We start from the raw sequence: 19,720 nt of genomic DNA on the forward strand, positions 1-19,720 counted from the left end.
GTGCTTCTGTCATCATCGCCCCCTGGCCGCGCTGAGGACGCCACTCAGCGCTGGGGCAGGGCCTTGAATACACATGGCAACATTCCTCGTAGGCGTACAGAACGAACGGACACGGCCCCAACCTGTCGTTCTCGTGGTGGCGAAACATCCGCGATCACCACAGTTACGGCCGGACCGGACGTGAGGTGTTCCCACCAGGGCGGCGGCACCGCTGATAAAACGCCGAAACCACCGGATGGAGGCCGGCGTCAGCGCGAAGGGTCTAGGGGTGTGTGGTCGCTGCGGCTGCCGGAGAAGCACATCGCGCTGGTCGAGGGCATCCCTGAGCTGGGGTGGGTATGACCGGTCGCAATTCTGGACGGTGTCAGTCCGGTTCCCGTTCCGGCGATTCAGTCGGTTCCGGCCAAACCGAACTCCTTCGCGATCGCTTCCCATATCTTCCGTACGGACTCCTGGTCCGACAGCAAGTCGTAGTGGCTTGAGTCGAGCTTGTGCTCGCGGACGGTGCCGGTCACGTAGGGCTGCCACCATTCCGCCTTCCTCTCAGGCCCCGTGCTGATCAACAACGCGTCGCCTGCGAATTCCCGCTCCTTGTGGCCGCGGGCGATGTTCTCGTTGTTCCGTACGATCTCCAGATAGGCCTCGTGCTCTTCTCCCGTGAGTATCTGGACCATCCGCTCGTAGTCCTTGGCATGTTGCTCGTCCTCTTCTTGAGAGGGCAGCCGTGCCGCGGGGTGGGAGTCCAAAATGACCAGGGCAGCCACCTCCTCTCCCGCCTCCTGGAGTTGAACGGCCATCTCGTGGACGACATTGCCGCCGAAGGACCAGCCGAGCAGGTAGTACGGACCCGTGGCCTGGACGGCGCGCATCTCGGTTACATAGTCGGCGGCCATCTCCACCAGCGAACCGGGTACCGGGATCTCGTCGCCGACGAGGCCGCGCGGTCGTATGGCGTAGAGCGGGTAGCGGGGGGGCACGTGGTTGGCCAGCCAGCCGTACTCCCATCCCAGGCCCAGCCCCGCGTGCACACAGAAGAAGGGCGGGTGGTCATCGCCGGAGCGCAAGGGAAGCAGTATGCCCCGGCTCCCCTGCAACCCCGCCTGTTCCAGCCGCGCAGCCAGGCCGGCGACCGTCGGCGTCTCGAACACCCCCCGGACCGGCAGCTCCACACCCAGCACCGCGCGGATCCGGCTCACCAGCCGCATCGCCAGCAGCGAGTGCCCGCCCAGGGCGAAGAAGTCATCGTCCACCCCCACCCGCTCCACACCCAGCACCTGCCCGAACACCGCGCTCAGGACGTCCTCGCGCACGCTCGCCGGGCCACGGCCCCCGCCCGTGTCGGAGGCGTAGTCCGGTGCCGGCAGAGCGGCGCGGTCCACCTTGCCGTTCACTGTCAAGGGCAGCCGCTCCAGCAGCACGACTGCCGACGGCACCATGTACTCCGGCAACCGAGCCGCCACCAGCATCCGGAGCTCCTCGGCCAGACGGGTTCCAGCGCCATCAGTCTCGACGCCGTTACCGAGGGCATCTGCTGCCGCACGGGTCCCGTCCGCTCCCTCGGTCGCTTCCGGTACGGCGTAGGCGACCAGGCGCTTGTCGGCAGCGCCCTCCCCGTGGGCGACGACGACAGCCTGCGCGACGTCTTCGTGGCCGGCCAACACCGCCTCGATCTCACCCGGCTCCACCCGGAAACCCCGGATCTTCACCTGATCGTCGGCACGCCCCACGAACTCCAACACCCCAGCCCGGTTCCAGCGCACCACATCCCCGGTCCGATACATCCGCGCACCCGCCCCCTCGAACGGACACGCCACAAACCGGTCCGCGGTCAGGCCCGGACGATTCACATACCCCCGGGCCAGCCCCGCACCCGCCACATACAGCTCCCCCGCCACCCCCACCGGCACCGGAGCCAACCGCTCGTCCAGCACATACAGGCGCGTATTGTCCAACGGGCGCCCGATCGGGAGGGTATCCGCTATCTGCTCAACGTCAGTGAGCGGAATCTGTGTGGCGATCAGCGTCGCCTCGGTCGGGCCGTAGGTGTTGCGAACAGTTGTCCCGGGCACGGCGCGCAGCACCCGCCGGACAGCGCCCGCGGGCACCACGTCACCGCCGGTGCTCACCTCGGTGACGCCGTCGAAGGCGGTGGGGTCTTCCTCGGCGATCACGCGGAACAGTCCGGCAGTCAGGTGCACATGGGTCAGGCTGTGCTCGGTGATCAGGGACCGTAGCAGCTCGGCGTCGAAGCGGCCCGTCGGGGCGAGAACCACCTGCTCACCGCCGAGTAGCGTCACCCACAGCTCGTAGACGGACGCGTCGAACGTGTGCGGAGACCGCATCAGGACCCGCTGGGGTTCGGGCGTCTTCCAGCCCTGGTCGGCGGCGAAGTCGACCACATCCCGGTGGGTGATGACGACGCCCTTGGGGGTGCCGGTGGATCCGGAGGTGTAGATGGCGTAGGCCGGGTGATCCGGCGTGAGAGGGCCGGCCAGCTCATCCGGTGCGAGGGGGCCGGCGTCCTGGCCGGACACCGCCTCCCGCACCGACGGCTCGTCCACCACGATCGGCTCCGGCGCGCACTCCCAGCCGCTCGCCCCGTCCTCGCCCAGTCTGTCACGCATCGCCGCCGCGGTCAGCACGGCCACCGGGGCGGCATCGGCCAGCGTGCCCGCGATACGGGCAGCCGGATACTCCGGGTCGACCGGCACATACGCACCACCGGCCTTCAACACCGCCAGCAGCGCCACAACCAACTCCACCGACCGGTCCATCACCACCGCGACCAACGACTCGGGACCCACACCCAGGCCGATCAGATACCGGGCCAACCGGTTGGACGCCACCTCCAATTCCCCGTAGGACACCTGCTGACCGTCCCAGACCACAGCAACGGCGCCCGGAGTGCGCCTGGCCCGCGCGCCGAACAGCTCCGGCACCGTGGCCACCGGCACCGCACGGTCCGTGTCGTTCCACTCCGCGACAATTCGCCACCGCTCGGCGGCATCCAACAGATCGATACCGCGCACAGGCCGATCCGGATCGGCTACGACCACCTCCAGCAGCCGCACCAACCGGGCGCCCAAAGCTCGCACCGTCACCTCGTCGAAAAGATCCGACGCATACACGATCTCACCGACCAGCCCAGCCGGCCGCCCCTGCCCATCGAACCGCTCGACTACATCGACCTGCAGATCGAACTTGGCCACCGGCAGATCGCCCGGACCGGCCTCAGCCTCCACGCCCGGCAGATCCACCGTCGCCTCAGGCACGTTCTGCACTTCCAGCATCACCTGAAAGAGTGGATGCCGAGCCATCGAACGGAACGGAGCCAACTCCTCCACCAGCCGCTCGAACGGCACCTCCTGATGCTCGAACGCCCCCAGCGCAGCCCGCCGCACCCGCCCCAGCACCTCAGCGAACGACGGATCCCCCGACACGTCCGTCCGCACCACCAACGTATTCACAAAGAACCCGACCAGATCCTCCAGCGCATCGTCCGTCCGGCCCGCCACCGGACTACCGATCGGAATGTCCTGTCCTGCCCCCAACCGCGACAACAACACCGCCATCGCGGCGTGCCACACCATGAACATCGTCACGCCCTGCTCACGCGCCAGCCCCGCCAACCGCTCATGCAACTCAGCAGAGACATCCAGGGGAACCGTCCCACCCCGGTGACTGGGCACCCGAGGCCGGTGGCGGTCCACCGGTAGGACCAACTCCTCAGGTGCGCCTTGTAGTTCGGCCTTCCAGTACGCCACCTGTCCGGCCATGACGCTGTCCGGATCCCCGGCATCACCCAGCAGTTCTCGCTGCCAGAGCGTGTAGTCCGCGTACTGCACCGGCAACGGTTCCCACTCCGGCGCACATCCCGCACACCGCGCCGCATACGCCACCGACAGATCCCGCCACAACGGTCCCATCGACCACCCGTCAACAGCGATGTGATGCATGACGAGGCAGAGAATCCACTCGTCGCCATCGGCGTTCTCGCCCTGCGCAGGCGACTGCGACACCGTGGCGAACAGTGCGGCTCGTATAGGCAGTTCGGCGGCGAGGTCGAAGGCGTGATGGACGAGCCGCTCGATCCGCATCGGCAGCTGCTCGGCGGTGACGGTGGTGAGGGGCAGATCTACCACAACCTCGTCCGCGGGCGTGATCCGCTGGTACGGCTCCCCGTCCACCTGGGAGAAGCACGTCCGCAGACTCTCGTGCCGCGCGACCACATCCCCCAACGCCGCCCGCAACGCCGCCACGTCCAACCGCCCCGACAACCGCGGCGCGAGGGAAATATTGTAGGTGGAGTTCGGGCCCTGCAAGCGGTCCAGGAACCACAACCGGCGCTGCGCGAACGACAACGGCACCATTTCGGGACGTGCACCCGCCACCACCGTCGCCCGCACGGCCGCACCACTCGGCTTACCCAGCCGTCGGGCCAACTCCCCCGCCGTCGGTGTCTCGAACACCGCCCGGACCGGCAGCTCCACACCCAGCACCGCGCGGATCCGGCTCACCAGCCGCATCGCCAGCAGCGAGTGCCCGCCCAGGGCGAAGAAGTCATCGTCCACCCCCACCCGCTCCACACCCAGCACCTGCGCGAAGACCCCACACAACAACTCCTCACGCAGATCGGAGGGGCCACGCCCCGTGCCCGCCACAGCCGCGAAGTCCGGCTCCGGCAGGGCAGCCCGGTCCACCTTGCCGTTCGCCGTCAGCGGCAGCCGCTCCAGCACCATCACCGTCGACGGCACCATGTGCTCCGGCAACCTGTCGGCCACATGGCCCTGCAACGCGCCCGCCAAGCTCTCATCCGCCACACCAGAAGCAGGGGCCACGTAGGCAGCCAGGCGCTTGTCGGCAGCGCCCTCCCCGTGGGCGACGACGACAGCCTGCGCGACGTCTTCGTGGCCGGCCAACACCGCCTCGATCTCACCCGGCTCCACCCGGAAACCCCGGATCTTCACCTGATCGTCGGCACGCCCCACGAACTCCAACACCCCAGCCCGGTTCCAGCGCACCACATCCCCGGTCCGATACATCCGCGCACCCGCCCCCTCGAACGGACACGCCACAAACCGGTCCGCGGTCAGTCCCGGACGGTTCACATACCCCCGGGCCAGCCCCGCACCCGCCACATACAGCTCCCCCGCCACCCCCACCGGCACCGGAGCCAACCGCTCGTCCAGGACGTACGCCCGGGTGTCCGCCAACGGGCGTCCGATGGGGACGTCGTCCCCGCCGCTGACATCGACCTCGGTGACCGGGTGGGTGTGGGTGTAGGTGGTGCTCTCCGTGGGGCCGTACCCGTTGATGAGCCGGGTGCCCGGCAGGGAATCGAGAACGGTCCGGCAGTGGGGTGCCGACAGTACATCCCCGCCCGTGAGAAGGCTCCGAACGCCTTTCACTGCCGCGACGTCGATGTCCACCACCTGGTGCAGCAGGCCCGTGGGCAGCACGGCGATGGTGACCTGATGGCTGGTCAAGAAATGCCGGAGGTCGGCCACGGACAGCGTCCCGGCCGGTCCGACCGCGAGTGTCGCCCCGTTGACCAGGGCGATCCACATCTCGAAGGTGGTGCAGTCGAACGACACCGAGGCGAGGTGCGCCACGACGTCACCGGGACGTACATCGGCGTACCCGGCCGGACGCACGAGGCGGTCGATCCCCCGGTGGGTGACCGTGACTCCCTTGGGGGCGCCGGTGGAGCCCGAGGTGTAGATGACATAGGCGGCCTGGTCAGGACGCGGCGGTGCGGCACGGTCCAGCCGGGTGAGCGGGCCGTCGTCCTCGCCGGCCACCGCCGCCCGCACCGCCGGATCGTCCAGCGTGATCCGGTCCGGGCCTGGCTCCGGGTCGAGGGGGCCCGAGTCGGACTGGTCGAGTCGGCCGGCGAAGGACGCGGTGGTGACCAGGGCGACCGGCGCCGCGTCGGCCACCATGAGACCGATGCGACCGATGGGGTACGACGGGTCGATCGGCAGATAGGCGCCCCCGGCCTTCAGCACCGCCAGCAGCACGGCGACCCTCTGGGGCGAGCGGTCCATCACCACCGCGACCACGGACTCGGGGCGTACCCCGTGGGCGATCAGGTGCCGGGCGATGCGGTTGGATTCCGCGTCGAGCTGCGCATACGTCATCCGCTCGTCGCCGCGGACCAGCGCGACGGCGTCGGGGGTGCGGGCGGCCTGCGCGCCGAACAGCTCGGGCACGGTGGCCGCGGGTTCCGGACGCGCCGTGTCGTTCCACTCGGTCAGGATCCGCCGCCGCTCGTCGGCGTCGAGCGGGTCGATTCCGTGAAGGGACCGGTGGGGGTCGGCCGCGGCCGTGCGCAGGATGTGGACCAGCCGGGTGGCGAGCGTCTCGGCCGTGGCCCGGTCGAAGAGATCGGAGGCGTAGGTGATCCCGCCGTTCAGACCGGCCGGCCGACCCTGGTCGTCAAAGCGCTCTTCGACGTGGAAGTCGAGATCGAACTTGGCCATGGAGACCTCGGAGGGCCGGGCCTCGACGTCCAAGCCCGGCAGGTCGATCGTCGCCTGGGGAACGTTCTGCACCGCCAGCATGACCTGGAACAGCGGGTGCCTGGCCAGTGAGCGGACCGGGGCCAGCTCCTCCACCAGCCGCTCGAACGGCACCTCCTGGTGCTCCAGCGCACCCAGCGCCCTCTGCCGCACCCGCCCCAGCACCTCGGCGAAGCTCGGCTCACCGGACAGGTCGGTGCGCACCACCAGCGTGTTCACGAAGAACCCGACCAGGTCCTCCACCGCCTGATCGTTCCGCCCGGCGACCGGGCTGCCGATCGGGATGTCCTCCCCCGCGCCCAGCTTCGACAGCAGCACCGCCAGGGCGGCCTGCCACACCATGAACATCGTCACACCCTGCCGGGCCGCCAGTTCCGCCAACTGGGCGTGCAGGTCGGCCCGCAGGGTCAGCGGCACCCAGCCGCCTCGGTGACTGGCCACCGCGGGCCGCCGCCGGTCCACCGGAAGCTCCAACTCCGCCGGCACGCCTCGCAGCTCGGCCTTCCAATAAGCCACCTGACCGGCCAGCACACTGCCCGGATCCGCCGGATCGCCGAGCATCCCCTGCTGCCACAGCGCGTAGTCCGCGTACTGCACCGGCAGCGGCTCCCAGCCCGGCGCACGCCCGGCGCGGCGGGCTGCGTAGGCGGCCGACAGGTCCCGCAGCAGCGACCCCATGGACCAGCCGTCGCCCGCGATGTGGTGGACGACCAGCACCAGCGCCCAGTCGCCTGTGACCACCGACCCGGCATCGGGTGACGGCTGGTCAGTGCCCGAGGTGAACAGCGTGGCGCGCAGAGGCGGCTCGCTCGCGAGGTCGAAGACGTGCGAGCACGCCCGGTCGATCCGCGCCTCCAGCTCGTCGGCGGCGACCGTGACCACCGGCAGATCCACACCAGCCTCGGCGACGGACACGATCTCCTGGTACGGCTCCCCCTCCACCTGCGGAAAGCGCGTCCGCAGACTCTCGTGCCGCGCCACCACATCGCCCAACGCCGCCCGCAGCGCCGAGATGTCCAACCGTCCCGACAACCGCAACGCCAGCGGAATGTTGTACAAGGCGCTCGCGCCCTCGAGCCGGTCCACGAACCACAACCGCCGCTGGGCATAGGAGAGCGGCAGCACCCCCGGACGCGGCCCGGCCACCACCGCCGACCGCGCCGGCACACCACCGGCCCGCTCCAGCCGCGCCGCCAGACCGGCCACGGTCGGCGCCTCGAACACCGCCGGGACCGGAACCTCCAGGCCCATGACTGCCCGGATCCGGCTGACCAACCGCACGGCCAGCAGCGAATGCCCGCCCAGCGCGAAGAAGTCGTCCTCCACAGCGACCCGGGGCACGTCGAGTACCTGGGCGAACACCGAGCACAAAATCTCCTCGTACACGGTGGCCGGCCGCCTGCCCGGTCCCGTGCCGGACGCGTGGTGCGGCGCGGGCAGCGCGGCACGGTCGACCTTGCCGTTCACCGTCAGCGGCAGCCGCTCCAGCACCACCACCGACGGCACCATGTACTGCGGCAGCCGACTCGCCGTGAAATCCCGTGCGACCGCGCCGAATCCCGCGTCCGCCTCGCCGTGGGTGAGGACGACATAGGCGGCGAGGTACTTGTCACCGGGGGTGTCCTCGCGGGCGATGACGACCGCCTGGGCCACCTGCTCGTGCTGGGCCAGCACCCCCTCGACCTCACCCGGTTCGACGCGGAAGCCACGGATCTTCACCTGGTCGTCCGCCCGGCTCACGAACTCCAACTGACCGGCACGGTTCCAGCGCACCACGTCACCCGTCCGGTACATGCGCCCGCCGCCGCCTTCGAACAGGCAGGCCACGAACCGCTCACCGGTCAGCCCCGGACGGTTCAGATAGCCCCGGGCCAGCCCGGCGCCGGCGATGTACAGCTCACCGGCCACCCCCGCCGGCACGGGGTTGAGGAATTCGTCGAGCACGTACATCCGCGTGTTGTCCAGCGGATACCCGACCGGCACGACATCCCCGATCGCCTTGGGATCCTGAATCGGGATCTGGGTACCGATGACGGTCACCTCGGTCGGACCGTAGGTGTTGCGGACCGTGATCGAGGGCACGGCCTCCAGCACCTGCCGTACCGCCGCGGTGGGGACCACGTCCGCGCCGGTGAACACCTCGTGCAGCCCGGCGAAGGCGGTGGGGTCCTCCTCGGCGATCACCCGGAACAGACCCGCGGTCAGCTGGACGTGGGTCAGCCCGTGGTCGCCGACCAGCGACCTGAGCAGCGCCGCGTCGATCCGGCCCCTGGGGGCGACGACCACCTGTCCGCCGGTCAACAGCCGTACCCACAGTTCGAGGGTGGAGCCGTCGAAGGTGTGCGGCGCGGCGAACAGGCCCCGGGCCTGCCCGGGGAAGTGCCAGCAGCGGTCACCGGCAAGTTCCACCACGTCCCGGTGGGTGGTCGCGATGCCCTTGGGCTCGCCCGTCGATCCGGAGGTGAACATCACGTACGCCAACTGGTCGGGCATGACCCGCACCGGTACGGCCGCGTCCGGCGCATCGGCCCACGCGGCCTCCGCCTCGTCCGCGTCGGCCACGACCACCGTGCGGGCGTGCTCCCGCACGGTCGGCGCGTACACCTGGTCGACCAGGCACACATCGACGCCGGCCTGGAGCAGCACCTGCCCGATGCGCTGGGCCGGCTGGCCGGGATCGACGGGCACATACACGCCGCCGGCCTTCATCACCGCCAGCAGAGCGGTCACGAGGTCGATCGACCGGTCCATGACCACTCCGACAAGGGACTCGGGGGCCACCCCACGGTCGATCAGATGCCGGGCGAGACGATTGGACCGGGCCTCCAGTTCGCCGTACGAGACCCGTTCCTCGCCAGACGCCAAGGCAATCGCCTCAGGGGCACGGGTGGCGTGCGAGGTGAACAACGCCGGCACCGTGACGGCGGCCGGGCGGCGGTCGCCGTTCCATTCCGTCAGCAGTTGCCGCCGCTCGGCGGGGTCCAGCAGGTCCAGGCGGCTGATGGGACGGGCAGGGCCGGCGGTGACGGTCTTCAGGAGGCGGATCAGCCGGGTGACCAGCGTCTCAGCCGTGGCCTGGTCGAACAGGTCGGTGGCGTACGTGAGCCCGCCGAGCAGGCCGTCGGGCCGCCCCTGTCCGTCGAACCGCTCGACGACTTGGAAGTCGAGGTCGAGCTTGGCCATGGTGGTCTCGCCCGGGTGGGCTTCGACGTCCAGGCCCGGCAGGTCGATCGTCGCCTGGGGGACGTTCTGCACCGTCATGGTGACCTGGAACAGCGGGTGCCTGGACAGTGAGCGGGCCGGGGCCAACTCCTCCACCAGCCGCTCGAACGGCACCTCCTGGTGCTCCAGCGCGCCCAGCGCCCTCTGCCGCACCCGCCCCAGCACCTCGGCGAAGCTCGGGTCACCGGACAGGTCGGTGCGTATCACCAGCATGTTCATGAACAACCCGACCAGGTCCTCCACGGCCTGGTCGGTCCGTCCGGCGATCGCGGTGCCGATCGGGATGTCCTTACCCGCGCCCAGCTTGGACAGCAGCACCGCCAGGGCGGCCTGCCACACCATGAACATCGTCACGCCCTCGGCACGAGCCAGCTCCGCCAGGTCGGCATGGAGTTCCGGTGGAACGTCGAACGCCGCCCAGCCGCCCCGGTGACTGGCCACCGCGGGCCGCCGCCGGTCCACCGGAAGCTCCAACTCCTCCGGCACGCCTCGCAGCTCGGCCTTCCAATAAGCCACCTGACCGGCCAGCACACTCTCCGGATCCGCCGGATCGCCGAGCATCCCCTGCTGCCACAGCGCGTAGTCCGCGTACTGCACCGGCAGCGGCTCCCAGCCCGGCGCACGCCCGGCACAGCGCGCCGCGTACGCCACCGACAGATCCCGCCACAGCAGCCCCATCGACCAGCCGTCGCCCGCGATGTGGTGCACGACCACCACCAGCACGGACTCACCCGTCACCACCGCCCCGGCATCGGTCGGCGACGGACCGGCGGCAGAGGTGAACAGCGTGGCGCGCAGAGGCGGCTCGCCCGCGAGGTCGAAGGCGTGCGAGCACGCCCGGTCGATCCGCGCCTCCAGCTCGTCGGCGGCGACCGTGACCACCGGCAGATCCACACCCGCCTCGGCGACGGACACGATCTCCTGGTACGGCTCCCCCTCCACCTGCGGGAAGCGCGTCCGCAGACTCTCGTGCCGGGCCACCACATCGCCCAACGCCGCCCGCAGCGCCGAGATGTCCAACCGTCCCGACAACCGCAACACCAGCGGAACGTTGTACAAGGCGCTCGCGCCCTCGAGCCGGTCCACGAACCACAACCGCCGCTGGGCGTAGGAGAGCGGCAGCACCTCCGGACGCGGCCCGGCCACCACCGCCGACCGCGCCGGCACACCACCGGCCCGCTCCAGCCGCGCCGCCAGACCGGCCACGGTCGGCGCCTCGAAAAGGGCGCGGACGGGCAGTTCGACCCCCAGCACGGTGCGGATCCGGCTGGCCAGCCGCACCGCTTGGAGCGAATGTCCGCCCAGTTCGAAGAAACTGTCGTCGACCCCGACCTGCGGCACGCCCAGCACCTGGGCGAAGACCTGGCGCAGAAGGTCCTCGCGCACCGTGGCCGGTCGCCTTCCCGGCGCCGTGCCGGATCGGGACTCAGGGGCAGGCAGGGCGGCGGAGGCGGGTTCCGCCTGCTCCGCCGCCCGGCGCACGAGTTCCAGCTGACCGGCGCGGTTCCACCGCACCACGTCCCCGGTGCGGTACATCCGTGCACCAGGTTCCTCAAACGGGCAGGCCACGATCTGCTCGGCGACCGGACCCGGACGGTACCGTTCCGCACGGGCGAGCCCGGCACCCGCTACATACAGCTCACCGGCCACCCCCGGCGGCACCGGTTCGAGAAGGGCGTCCAGGACGTAGACACGCGTGTCGGCCGACGCATACGCGATCGGTACGCGCTCCCCACCGGGTGCCGGAGTCGCCGCGTCATTCCACTCTGTCAGGATCTGCTTTCGCTCCGCGGCATCCAGCAGGTCGATTCCACGGATGGGCCGACGGGGGTCATCGGCCACCGCCCGCAGGACCCGGATCAGCCGGGTGATGAGCATGTCCACCGTGGCCTGGTCGAACAGATCGGTGGCATACGTGATGCCGCCGTCCAGACCGGCCGGCAGACCCAGCGCGTCGAAACGCTCGATGACCTCGAGGTCCAGGTCGAACTTGGCGCCCTGTGCCCCGGACGGCATGACGCCAACCTCGACCCCGGGCAGGTCGAGCGCCACGTCCGGGACGTTGTGCAGCGTCAGGGCGACCTGGAACAGCGGGTGCCTGGCCAGGGAACGGGCCGGGGCCAGCTCCTCCACCAGCCGCTCGAACGGCACCTCCTGGTGCTCCAGCGCGTCCAGAGCGGACCGCCGCACCCGCCCCAGCACCTCGGCGAAGGTCGGGTCACCGGACAGGTCGGTGCGTATCACCAACGTGTTCACGAAGAACCCGGCCAGATCCTCCAGGGCTTGATCATTGCGCCCGGCCACCGGGCTGCCGATGGGGATGTCCTCCCCCGCGCCCAGCCTGGAGAGCAGCACCGCCACCGCGGCCTGCCACACCATGAACATCGTCACGCCCTCGGCACGGGCCAGCTCCGCCAGCTCCGTATGCAGTTCCGCAGGCATCCGGAAGCTGGACAGCCCACCCTGGTGACCGGCCTCCACAGGTCGCGGCCGGTCCACCGGCAAAGCCAGTTCCTCCGGTGCCCCGGCCAGCGCCTTCCGCCAGTACGCCAGCTGGCCGGCCAGCACGCTGTCCGGATCGTCCGCCTCACCCAGCACCTTCCGCTGCCACAGCGTGTAGTCCGCGTACTGCGCAGGCAACGGCTCCCAGCCCGGCGCGCTCCCCGCACAGCGCGCCGCGTACGCCACCGACAGATCCCGCCACAGCAGCCCCATCGACCAGCCGTCGGCCGCGATGTGGTGCACGACCAGCACCAGCACGGACTCACCCGTCACCACCAGGCCGTCCTCCGGCGGCGGCTGCTGGTCCCAGTCGAGCGCGAACAGGGTGGCCCGCACGGGCAGTTCGGCCGCCGCGTCGAAGGCATGGGAGGACGCCTGGTCGATCCGCTCCGCCAGCTCGTCAGCGGCGGCGACCGGGATCAGTGGCAGGGCGACACTCGCCTCGGCGACAGGCACGATCTCCTGGTACGGCTCCCCCTCCACCTCCGGAAAGCGCGTCCGCAGACTCTCGTGCCGCGCCACCACATCGGCCAGCGCCGCCCGCAGCGCGGGGACGTCCAGCCGCCCGGACAACCGCAGCACCAGCGGAACGTTGTACAGCGCGCTCGCGCCTTCGAGACGATCCAGGAACCACAACCGGCGCTGAGCGTAAGACAGCGGCAACACCGGCGGACGTGGTCCGGCCACCACCGCGGGCCGCGCTTCATCGCCACCGGCCCGCTCCAGCCGTACGGTCAGGCCGGCCACGGTCGGCGTCTCGAACAGCGCCCGCACCGGCACCTCCGCACCGAAGACCGCGCGGATCCTGCTGACCAGCCGCACCGCGAGCAGTGAATGCCCGCCAAGGGAGAAGAAGTCGTCCTCGACCCCGACCCGGGACAGGCCCAGCACCTGTGCGAAGAGCGAGCACAGGAGCTCCTCGCGCATGGTGACGGGCCTCCGTCCCGCGTCGGAGGCGTAGTCCGGCACCGGGAGGGCGGCCCGGTCGAGCTTGCCGTTCACCATCAGTGGCAGCCGCTCCAGCACCACGATCGCCGACGGCACCATGTACTCCGGCAGCCTGCCCGCGAGGTACCCGCGCACTGCCGACTCCAGCCCTTCACCGGCGGCCGTGCCGGGGTCACCGGCGGGGACGAGGTAGGCCGTCAGACGCTTGTCACCGGGAGTGTCCTCACGGACGATGACCACAGCCTGCGCCACCCGCTCGTGCCCGGCCAGCACCGCCTCGACCTCACCCGGCTCGATCCGGAAACCGCGGATCTTCACCTGGTCGTCGGCACGGCCGATGTAAAGGAGCTGGCCGTCGGCGGTCCAGCGCACCTTGTCGCCGGTGCGGTACATGCGCCCTGCCTGCCCGCCATCGGGCTGCGAGTGGCTCCCGGCCGCCGGGCCGGAGGAGAGGGGCCCAGCCGCCCCGCGGAACGGATCGGCCACGAACCGCTCGGCGGTGAGCCCTGGGCGGTTCAGGTAACCCCGGGCGACACCTGCGCCGGAGACGTAGAGGTCGCCGACCACCCCCACCGGTACGGGCGCGAGGTGTTCATCGAGGACATAGACGCCGGTATTGGGCAGCGGCCGGCCGATGCACGGCAGGTCACCGGGGCGCAGCGGGCCCGCGGAGGCCGCGATCACGGTGATCTCGGTCGGTCCGTACGCGTTGCCGAACCAGCGGTCGGCGCCCCACCGGTCGACGAGTTCGGAGCCCAGTGCCTCACCCGCGACCAGCAGCGTCCGCACGGACGCCAGTTCGGCCACGGTCTCGACCATGCCGAGGACCGTGGGCGGGAGCTGCATGTGCGTGACGGCGTGCCGGGCCACCACACCGGTCAGCCCGGCTCCGGGCAGCAGTTGCTCGGCCGGCGCCACCACCAGGCATGCCCCCGCGGCGAACGCCATCATGATCTCCCAGGTCGCGACGTCGAAGCCGATCGACGCGAACTGCAACAGCCGACTGTCGGAGTCCAGGTCCGGCCAGCGGTCGGCCATGAGGTTCACGGCGTTCGCGTGCGGTACCACGACACCCTTGGGTGTCCCGGTGGAGCCGGAGGTGTAGATCACATAGGCGGCGTGGTCCGGACGCAGGGGGGCGATCCGGTCGGCCTGGGAGAGTGCGCGCGCGTCCTGGCCGGCCACCGTCGCCCGGACCACCGGGTCGTCCAGCGAGATCCACTGCGGGCCGGTCTCCGGCCCGTGCCCGTCCGCGTCGGGCTCACGCAGTCGGCCGGCGATCGCCGTGGTGGTGAGCAAGGCGACCGGGGTGGCGTCGGCGCACATGAAGGCGACGCGCTCGGCCGGCTGGCCGGGGTCGACGGGAAGGTAGGCACCACCGGCCTTCACCACCGCCAGCAGCGCGGTGATCAGGTCGGGCGAGCGATCCATCACCACCGCGACCAGGGACTCCGGCCCCACTCCGCGCGTGATCAGATACCGGGCGAGGCGGTTGGAACGCGCCTCCAGCTCGGCGTAGGACAGCCGCACGTCTTCGTAGGCCAGAGCGTCGGCGTCGGGGGTGCGGGTGGCCTGGGCGGTGAACATGTCCGCCAGTGTGGTGCTGGGCACCGGGCGGGCGGTGTCGTTCCACTCCGTCAGGATCCGCCGCCGCTCGGCCGCGGGGAGGACGTCGATGTGCTCGAGTGGGGTGTCCGGACGCTGTTCCAGTGCGCTGATCAGGTTTTCGGTGGTGGTGTGCAGCAGGCGGGTGATCAGCTCCGGGTCGATCGCCCCGGTCACCTGCACCCCGAAGGCGAAGTCGTAGTCGCTGTCGTCCACGGACACGACCAGGGGGTAGTTGGTCCGGTCCCAGGAGCCGAGGACCTCGGTCCCGTGTGGCTTCGGCGCCACCCAGTCGCCGCTGAAGAAGTGCCGGTAGTTCAGCAGAGCGGTGAACAGCGGAGCCGGGGCGCGGACGCCGCTGGCCCGCTGGGCGACGGCCAGGGAGGCGTGTTCGTGCACGATCAGGTCGGCCAGCTGAGTCTGCATCGAGCGCATCGCGTCCCGCACACCGATGCCGCTGCCGGTGCGCGCGCGCACCGGCAGCGTATTGATGAACAGCCCCGGGACACGGTCGGCACCCGCTCCGGCGTTCATCCGTCCGAACAGCACGGTGCCGAACACCACGTCGTCGCGGGCGGACACCGACGCCAGGACGCGGGCCCACACGGTATGGAACACCGTCGCGGGGCTCACTCCCAGCAGGCTGGCCTGCTGCCGCAACCGCACCGCCAACCGCCCGTCCACCGGCAGACGGGCTTCCCTGACGGCCGTACCGTCCCCATGCACGTCCACCAGCCCGAACGGAGCCGTCGGTTCGGCCACGTCTCCCAGCAACCCCGCGAAGTACCGCTCGTGCTCGGCCTGAGGCACTCCCATCCGTGCCTGCGCCACGAACGTGCGGAACGGCAAGGGCACCGGGAGCTGGTCCCCTCGCCCGTCCAGGACCGCCTGCACCTCGTCCAGCACCACGTCCAGGGCGGTGTGGTCCTGCACGAGATGGTGGAACTGCAACACCCCACGCCAGCGTTCACCGTCCGGTTCGGCCGCGACACACATCCGCAGCAACGGACGCCGGCCGATATCCATCGCCGAACCGCTCGCGGCCAGCAACTCCCGCACCGCGTCGGAGGCTCCGCCGTCCAGGGTGATTTCCTGAACAGGGAGACGGGCTTCGCGGAGTACCACCTGGACCGGCTCCCGCAGGCCTTCCCACAGGAACACCGTCCGGAATGTGTCATGCCGGTCCACGACCGTCTGGAAAGCGTCCACGTACCGGTCCAGACGGGCCCGGGAATCAAACTCCAACACGATGGACACGACGTATGCGTCGTTGCCGCTGTCCCGCATGAGGTGGTGGAAGAAGATGCCTTCCTGCAACGGCGCCAGCGGATATACGTCCGCCACGTTCGCCGCCCCACCCGGGACCTGCTCGACGATCCGTGCAACCTCCTCGCCGGTCAGATCGACCAGCGGCAGCATGTCCGGTGTGATCGCCTCCGCCCCCACCGGAATCATGTTCGGCGGGACCGTGACCTCGGACTGACCGGCCACCACGGCCAGACTGGCCACCGTCGGTGCGGTGAACAACGACTGCACGTCAACTGTCAGCGCGCGCTGCCGCAACCGTTCGACCAACGACACCGCGAGCAGCGAGTGTCCGCCCAGCTCAAAGAAGTTGTCGTCGATGCCCACCTGCGGCAGTCCGAGGACCGCGGCGAACTCCTCGCACAGGATCTCCTCCCGCGGAGTACGCGGCCCGTGCGCCGACACGGACGTGTCAGGCGCCGGCAGCGCCTTCCGGTCCAGCTTCCCGTTCACCGTCAACGGCAGGCCGTCCAGCACCACCACCGCGGACGGCACCATGTACTCGGGCAGGCGTTCACTCGCGTACATGCGCAATTCACCGGCCAGTGCGCTCATGGTCGCGGATTCGCCGCTCGCCGGAACCACGTACGCCACCAGACGCTTGTCATCGGGCTGATCCTCACGGACCACCACCGCGGTCTGCCCCACCCGTTCGTGGGCGAGCAGCACGGCTTCCACCTCACCCGGCTCGATCCGGAACCCGCGGACCTTGACCTGGTCATCCGCCCGTCCCACGAACTCCAGCCGCCCGCCGCTGGTCCAGCGCACCAGGTCCCCGGTCCGGTACATCCGGCCACCAGCACCCTCAAACGGGCAGGCCGCGAACCGCTCGGCGGTCAGGCCCGGACGGTGCAGGTAACCCCGGGCCAGCCCGGCGCCGGCCACGTACAGCTCACCAGCCACGCCCACCGGCACCGGATTGAGGAAGTCGTCGAGGACGTACACCCGAGTGTTGTCCAGCGGGTACCCGATGAGACTGCCCGGGTGTTCCTCGTCCGCCATGGCCGCGTCGAGCCGGAGGTGGCTGACATGCACGGTGGTCTCGGTGATGCCGTACATGTTCACCAGCATCGGCGCCTCACCCCGGTGCCGGGCGTACCACTCCCGCAACCGGCGGAGATCAAGCGCCTCACCGCCGAACACCACCAACCGCAGCGCCAGCTCGGCACCCACCTCGGCATGCTGCCCGTCGGCCTGCACGAGCTGGTAGAACGCCGAAGGAGTCTGGCTGAGCACCGTCACCCGCTCCCGCGCCAGCATGCGCAGGAACTCCCCGGGAGAGCGCGAGATGTCGAACGGAACCACCACCAGGCGCCCGCCGTGCAGCAACGCGCCCCACAGCTCCCACACCGAGAAGTCGAACGCAAAGGAATGGAACCAGGTCCACACGTCCCCGCTGTCGAAGCCGAACCGCTCCCCCGCCCCCTGCAAAAGGGCCACCACATTCGTATGAGCGACAGAAACACCCTTGGGAGCACCGGTCGATCCAGAGGTATAGATCACATAGGCCGGGTGTTCGGGCCGGAGTGGGGCGCCTCGGTCAGCCTGGACCAGGGCGTGTGCGTCGTGCCCCGCCACCGCGGCCCGCACCGCCGGATCATCCAGCACGACCCACCGCGGCACGGACGGTCCGGCATGTGGTCCTTCCCGGCCCAGGCGACCGGCGACCGCGGCAGTCGTCAGCAACGCGACCGGGGCCGCGTCCGCCACCATCGAGGTGATGCGCTCGGACGGATATTCCGGGTCGACCGGCAGATACGCACCACCCGCCTTCATCACCGCCAGCAGCGCCGTGACCAGCTCGGGCGAGCGGTCCATCGCCACCGCCACCAGCGACTCCGGACCCACACCATGCGCGATCAGGTACCGGGCCAACCGGTTTGACTCCGCCTCCAGTTCGGCGTACGAGACCCGTTCCTCGCCCGATGCCACCGCCACGGCCTCAGGAGTGCGAGCGGCCCGCGCGCTGAACAGCTCCGGCACCGTCGCGGCCGCCACCGGGCGCGCGGTGTCATTCCACTCGACCAGCGTCCGCCGGCGTTCGTCGGCGTCCACCACCTCGACACGGTCCAGCCCGATGTCGGGATCGGCGACGAGCTCGCACAGGACGCGGACGAGGCGGGTGACGAAGCCTTCGGCCGTGGCCTGGTCGAACAGGGCGGCGGCATAGATGAGCACGGCCTCCATACCGGCCGGCCGGCCCTGGCTGTCGAATCGTTCCATCACCTGGAAGTCCAGGTCGAACTTGGCCAGGGGTATCTCGCCGGGGCGGACCTGGACCGTCAGGCCCGGCAGGTCCAGCGTCCCCTCGGGGGTGTTGTGGAGCGTGACGTTGACCTGGAACAGCGGATGCCGGCCCACCGAGCGGACCGGGGCCAGCTCCTCCACCAGCCGCTCGAACGGCAGATCCTGGTGGTCCAGTGCGCCCAGGGCTGCCTGCCGCACCCGCCCCAGTACCTCGGCGAAGGTCGGGGCACCGGACAGGTCGGTGCGCACCACCAGCGTGTTCACGAAGAACCCGACCAGATCCTCCAGTTCCTGTTCGGTCCGCCCGGCGACCGGGCTGCCGATCGGGATGTCCTCCCCCGCGCCCAGCTTGGACAGCAGCACCGCCACCGCGGCCTGCCACACCATGAACATCGTCACATCCTGCCGAGCCGCCAGCTCCGCCAACTCGGCGTGCAGTTCGGCCGGCAGGTCGAGCCGCACCAGTCCGCCGTCGTGATCGGCTGTCGCGGGCCGCGGCCGGTCCACCGGCAGGGCCAGTTCCTCCGGCGCCCCGGCCAGGGCCTGCCGCCAGTATGCGAGCTGTCCGGCCCGCACACTGTCCGGGTCGTGTGCCTCACCCAGCAACTCCTGCTGCCACAGGCTGTAGTCGGCGTACTGCACCGGCAACGGCTCCCAGCCCGGCTCACGTCCGGCGCACCGCGCCGCATACGCCTCTGAAAGGTCCCGCCACAGCGGGGCCACCGACCACCCGTCGGCCGCGATGTGGTGCACCACCAGCACCAGCACACACTCACCGGTCACCAGCGAGTCGCGGTCCACCGGCGGTTGCCCGGACACCGGCGTGAGCAGTGTGGCCCGCAGGGGGATTTCGGCCGCCAGATCGAAAACGTCCAGGGACGCGCGGGCGATAGCGGATTCCAGCTCGTCGGCAGGGGTGGGAACCAGGGTCAGGTCGACGCTCGCCTCGTCCGGGGGAAGGATCTCCTGGTACGGCTCCCCGGCCAGCTGCGGGAAACGCGTGCGCAGACTCTCGTGCCGGACCAGGACATCGTCCAGCGCGGCCCGGAGCGCCACGACGTCCAGCCGTCCGGACATCCGCAGCACCAGCGGGATGTTGTAGAGCGCGGTCGGGCCTTCCAACTGGTCCAGCAACCACATCTGACGCTGCGCATACGACGCGGGGATCACAAGAACTCCTTACGGGCGGGAGCATCCGACGAAGGAAGGAGAACGACTGTGACGGACTTCGGGCAGTCGCGATCCCGACGGCGGCCAGGGATCCAGGCGCCAACCAAACCGTGCATCCACTCCAACGGGGCGATGCTCCAAGGACACGCCTGTTCACGGCATCGGTAGGAGCCACAGTTACGGCTCTCCCCCGCGGTTCC

1 protein-coding gene is annotated in these 19,720 nt (G+C 70.3%); it reads right to left on the reverse strand.

What is annotated here, in order from left to right:
- Positions 1–389: 389 nt before the first annotated feature.
- Positions 390–19,520, reverse strand: a complete 19,131-nt coding sequence (locus KHP12_RS07845) for a non-ribosomal peptide synthase/polyketide synthase (protein WP_211832165.1) — start codon at positions 19,518–19,520, stop codon at positions 390–392.
- Positions 19,521–19,720 lie beyond the last annotated feature (200 nt).

It is taken from the genome of Streptomyces asiaticus (assembly GCF_018138715.1).
Lineage (GTDB): Bacteria > Actinomycetota > Actinomycetes > Streptomycetales > Streptomycetaceae > Streptomyces > Streptomyces asiaticus.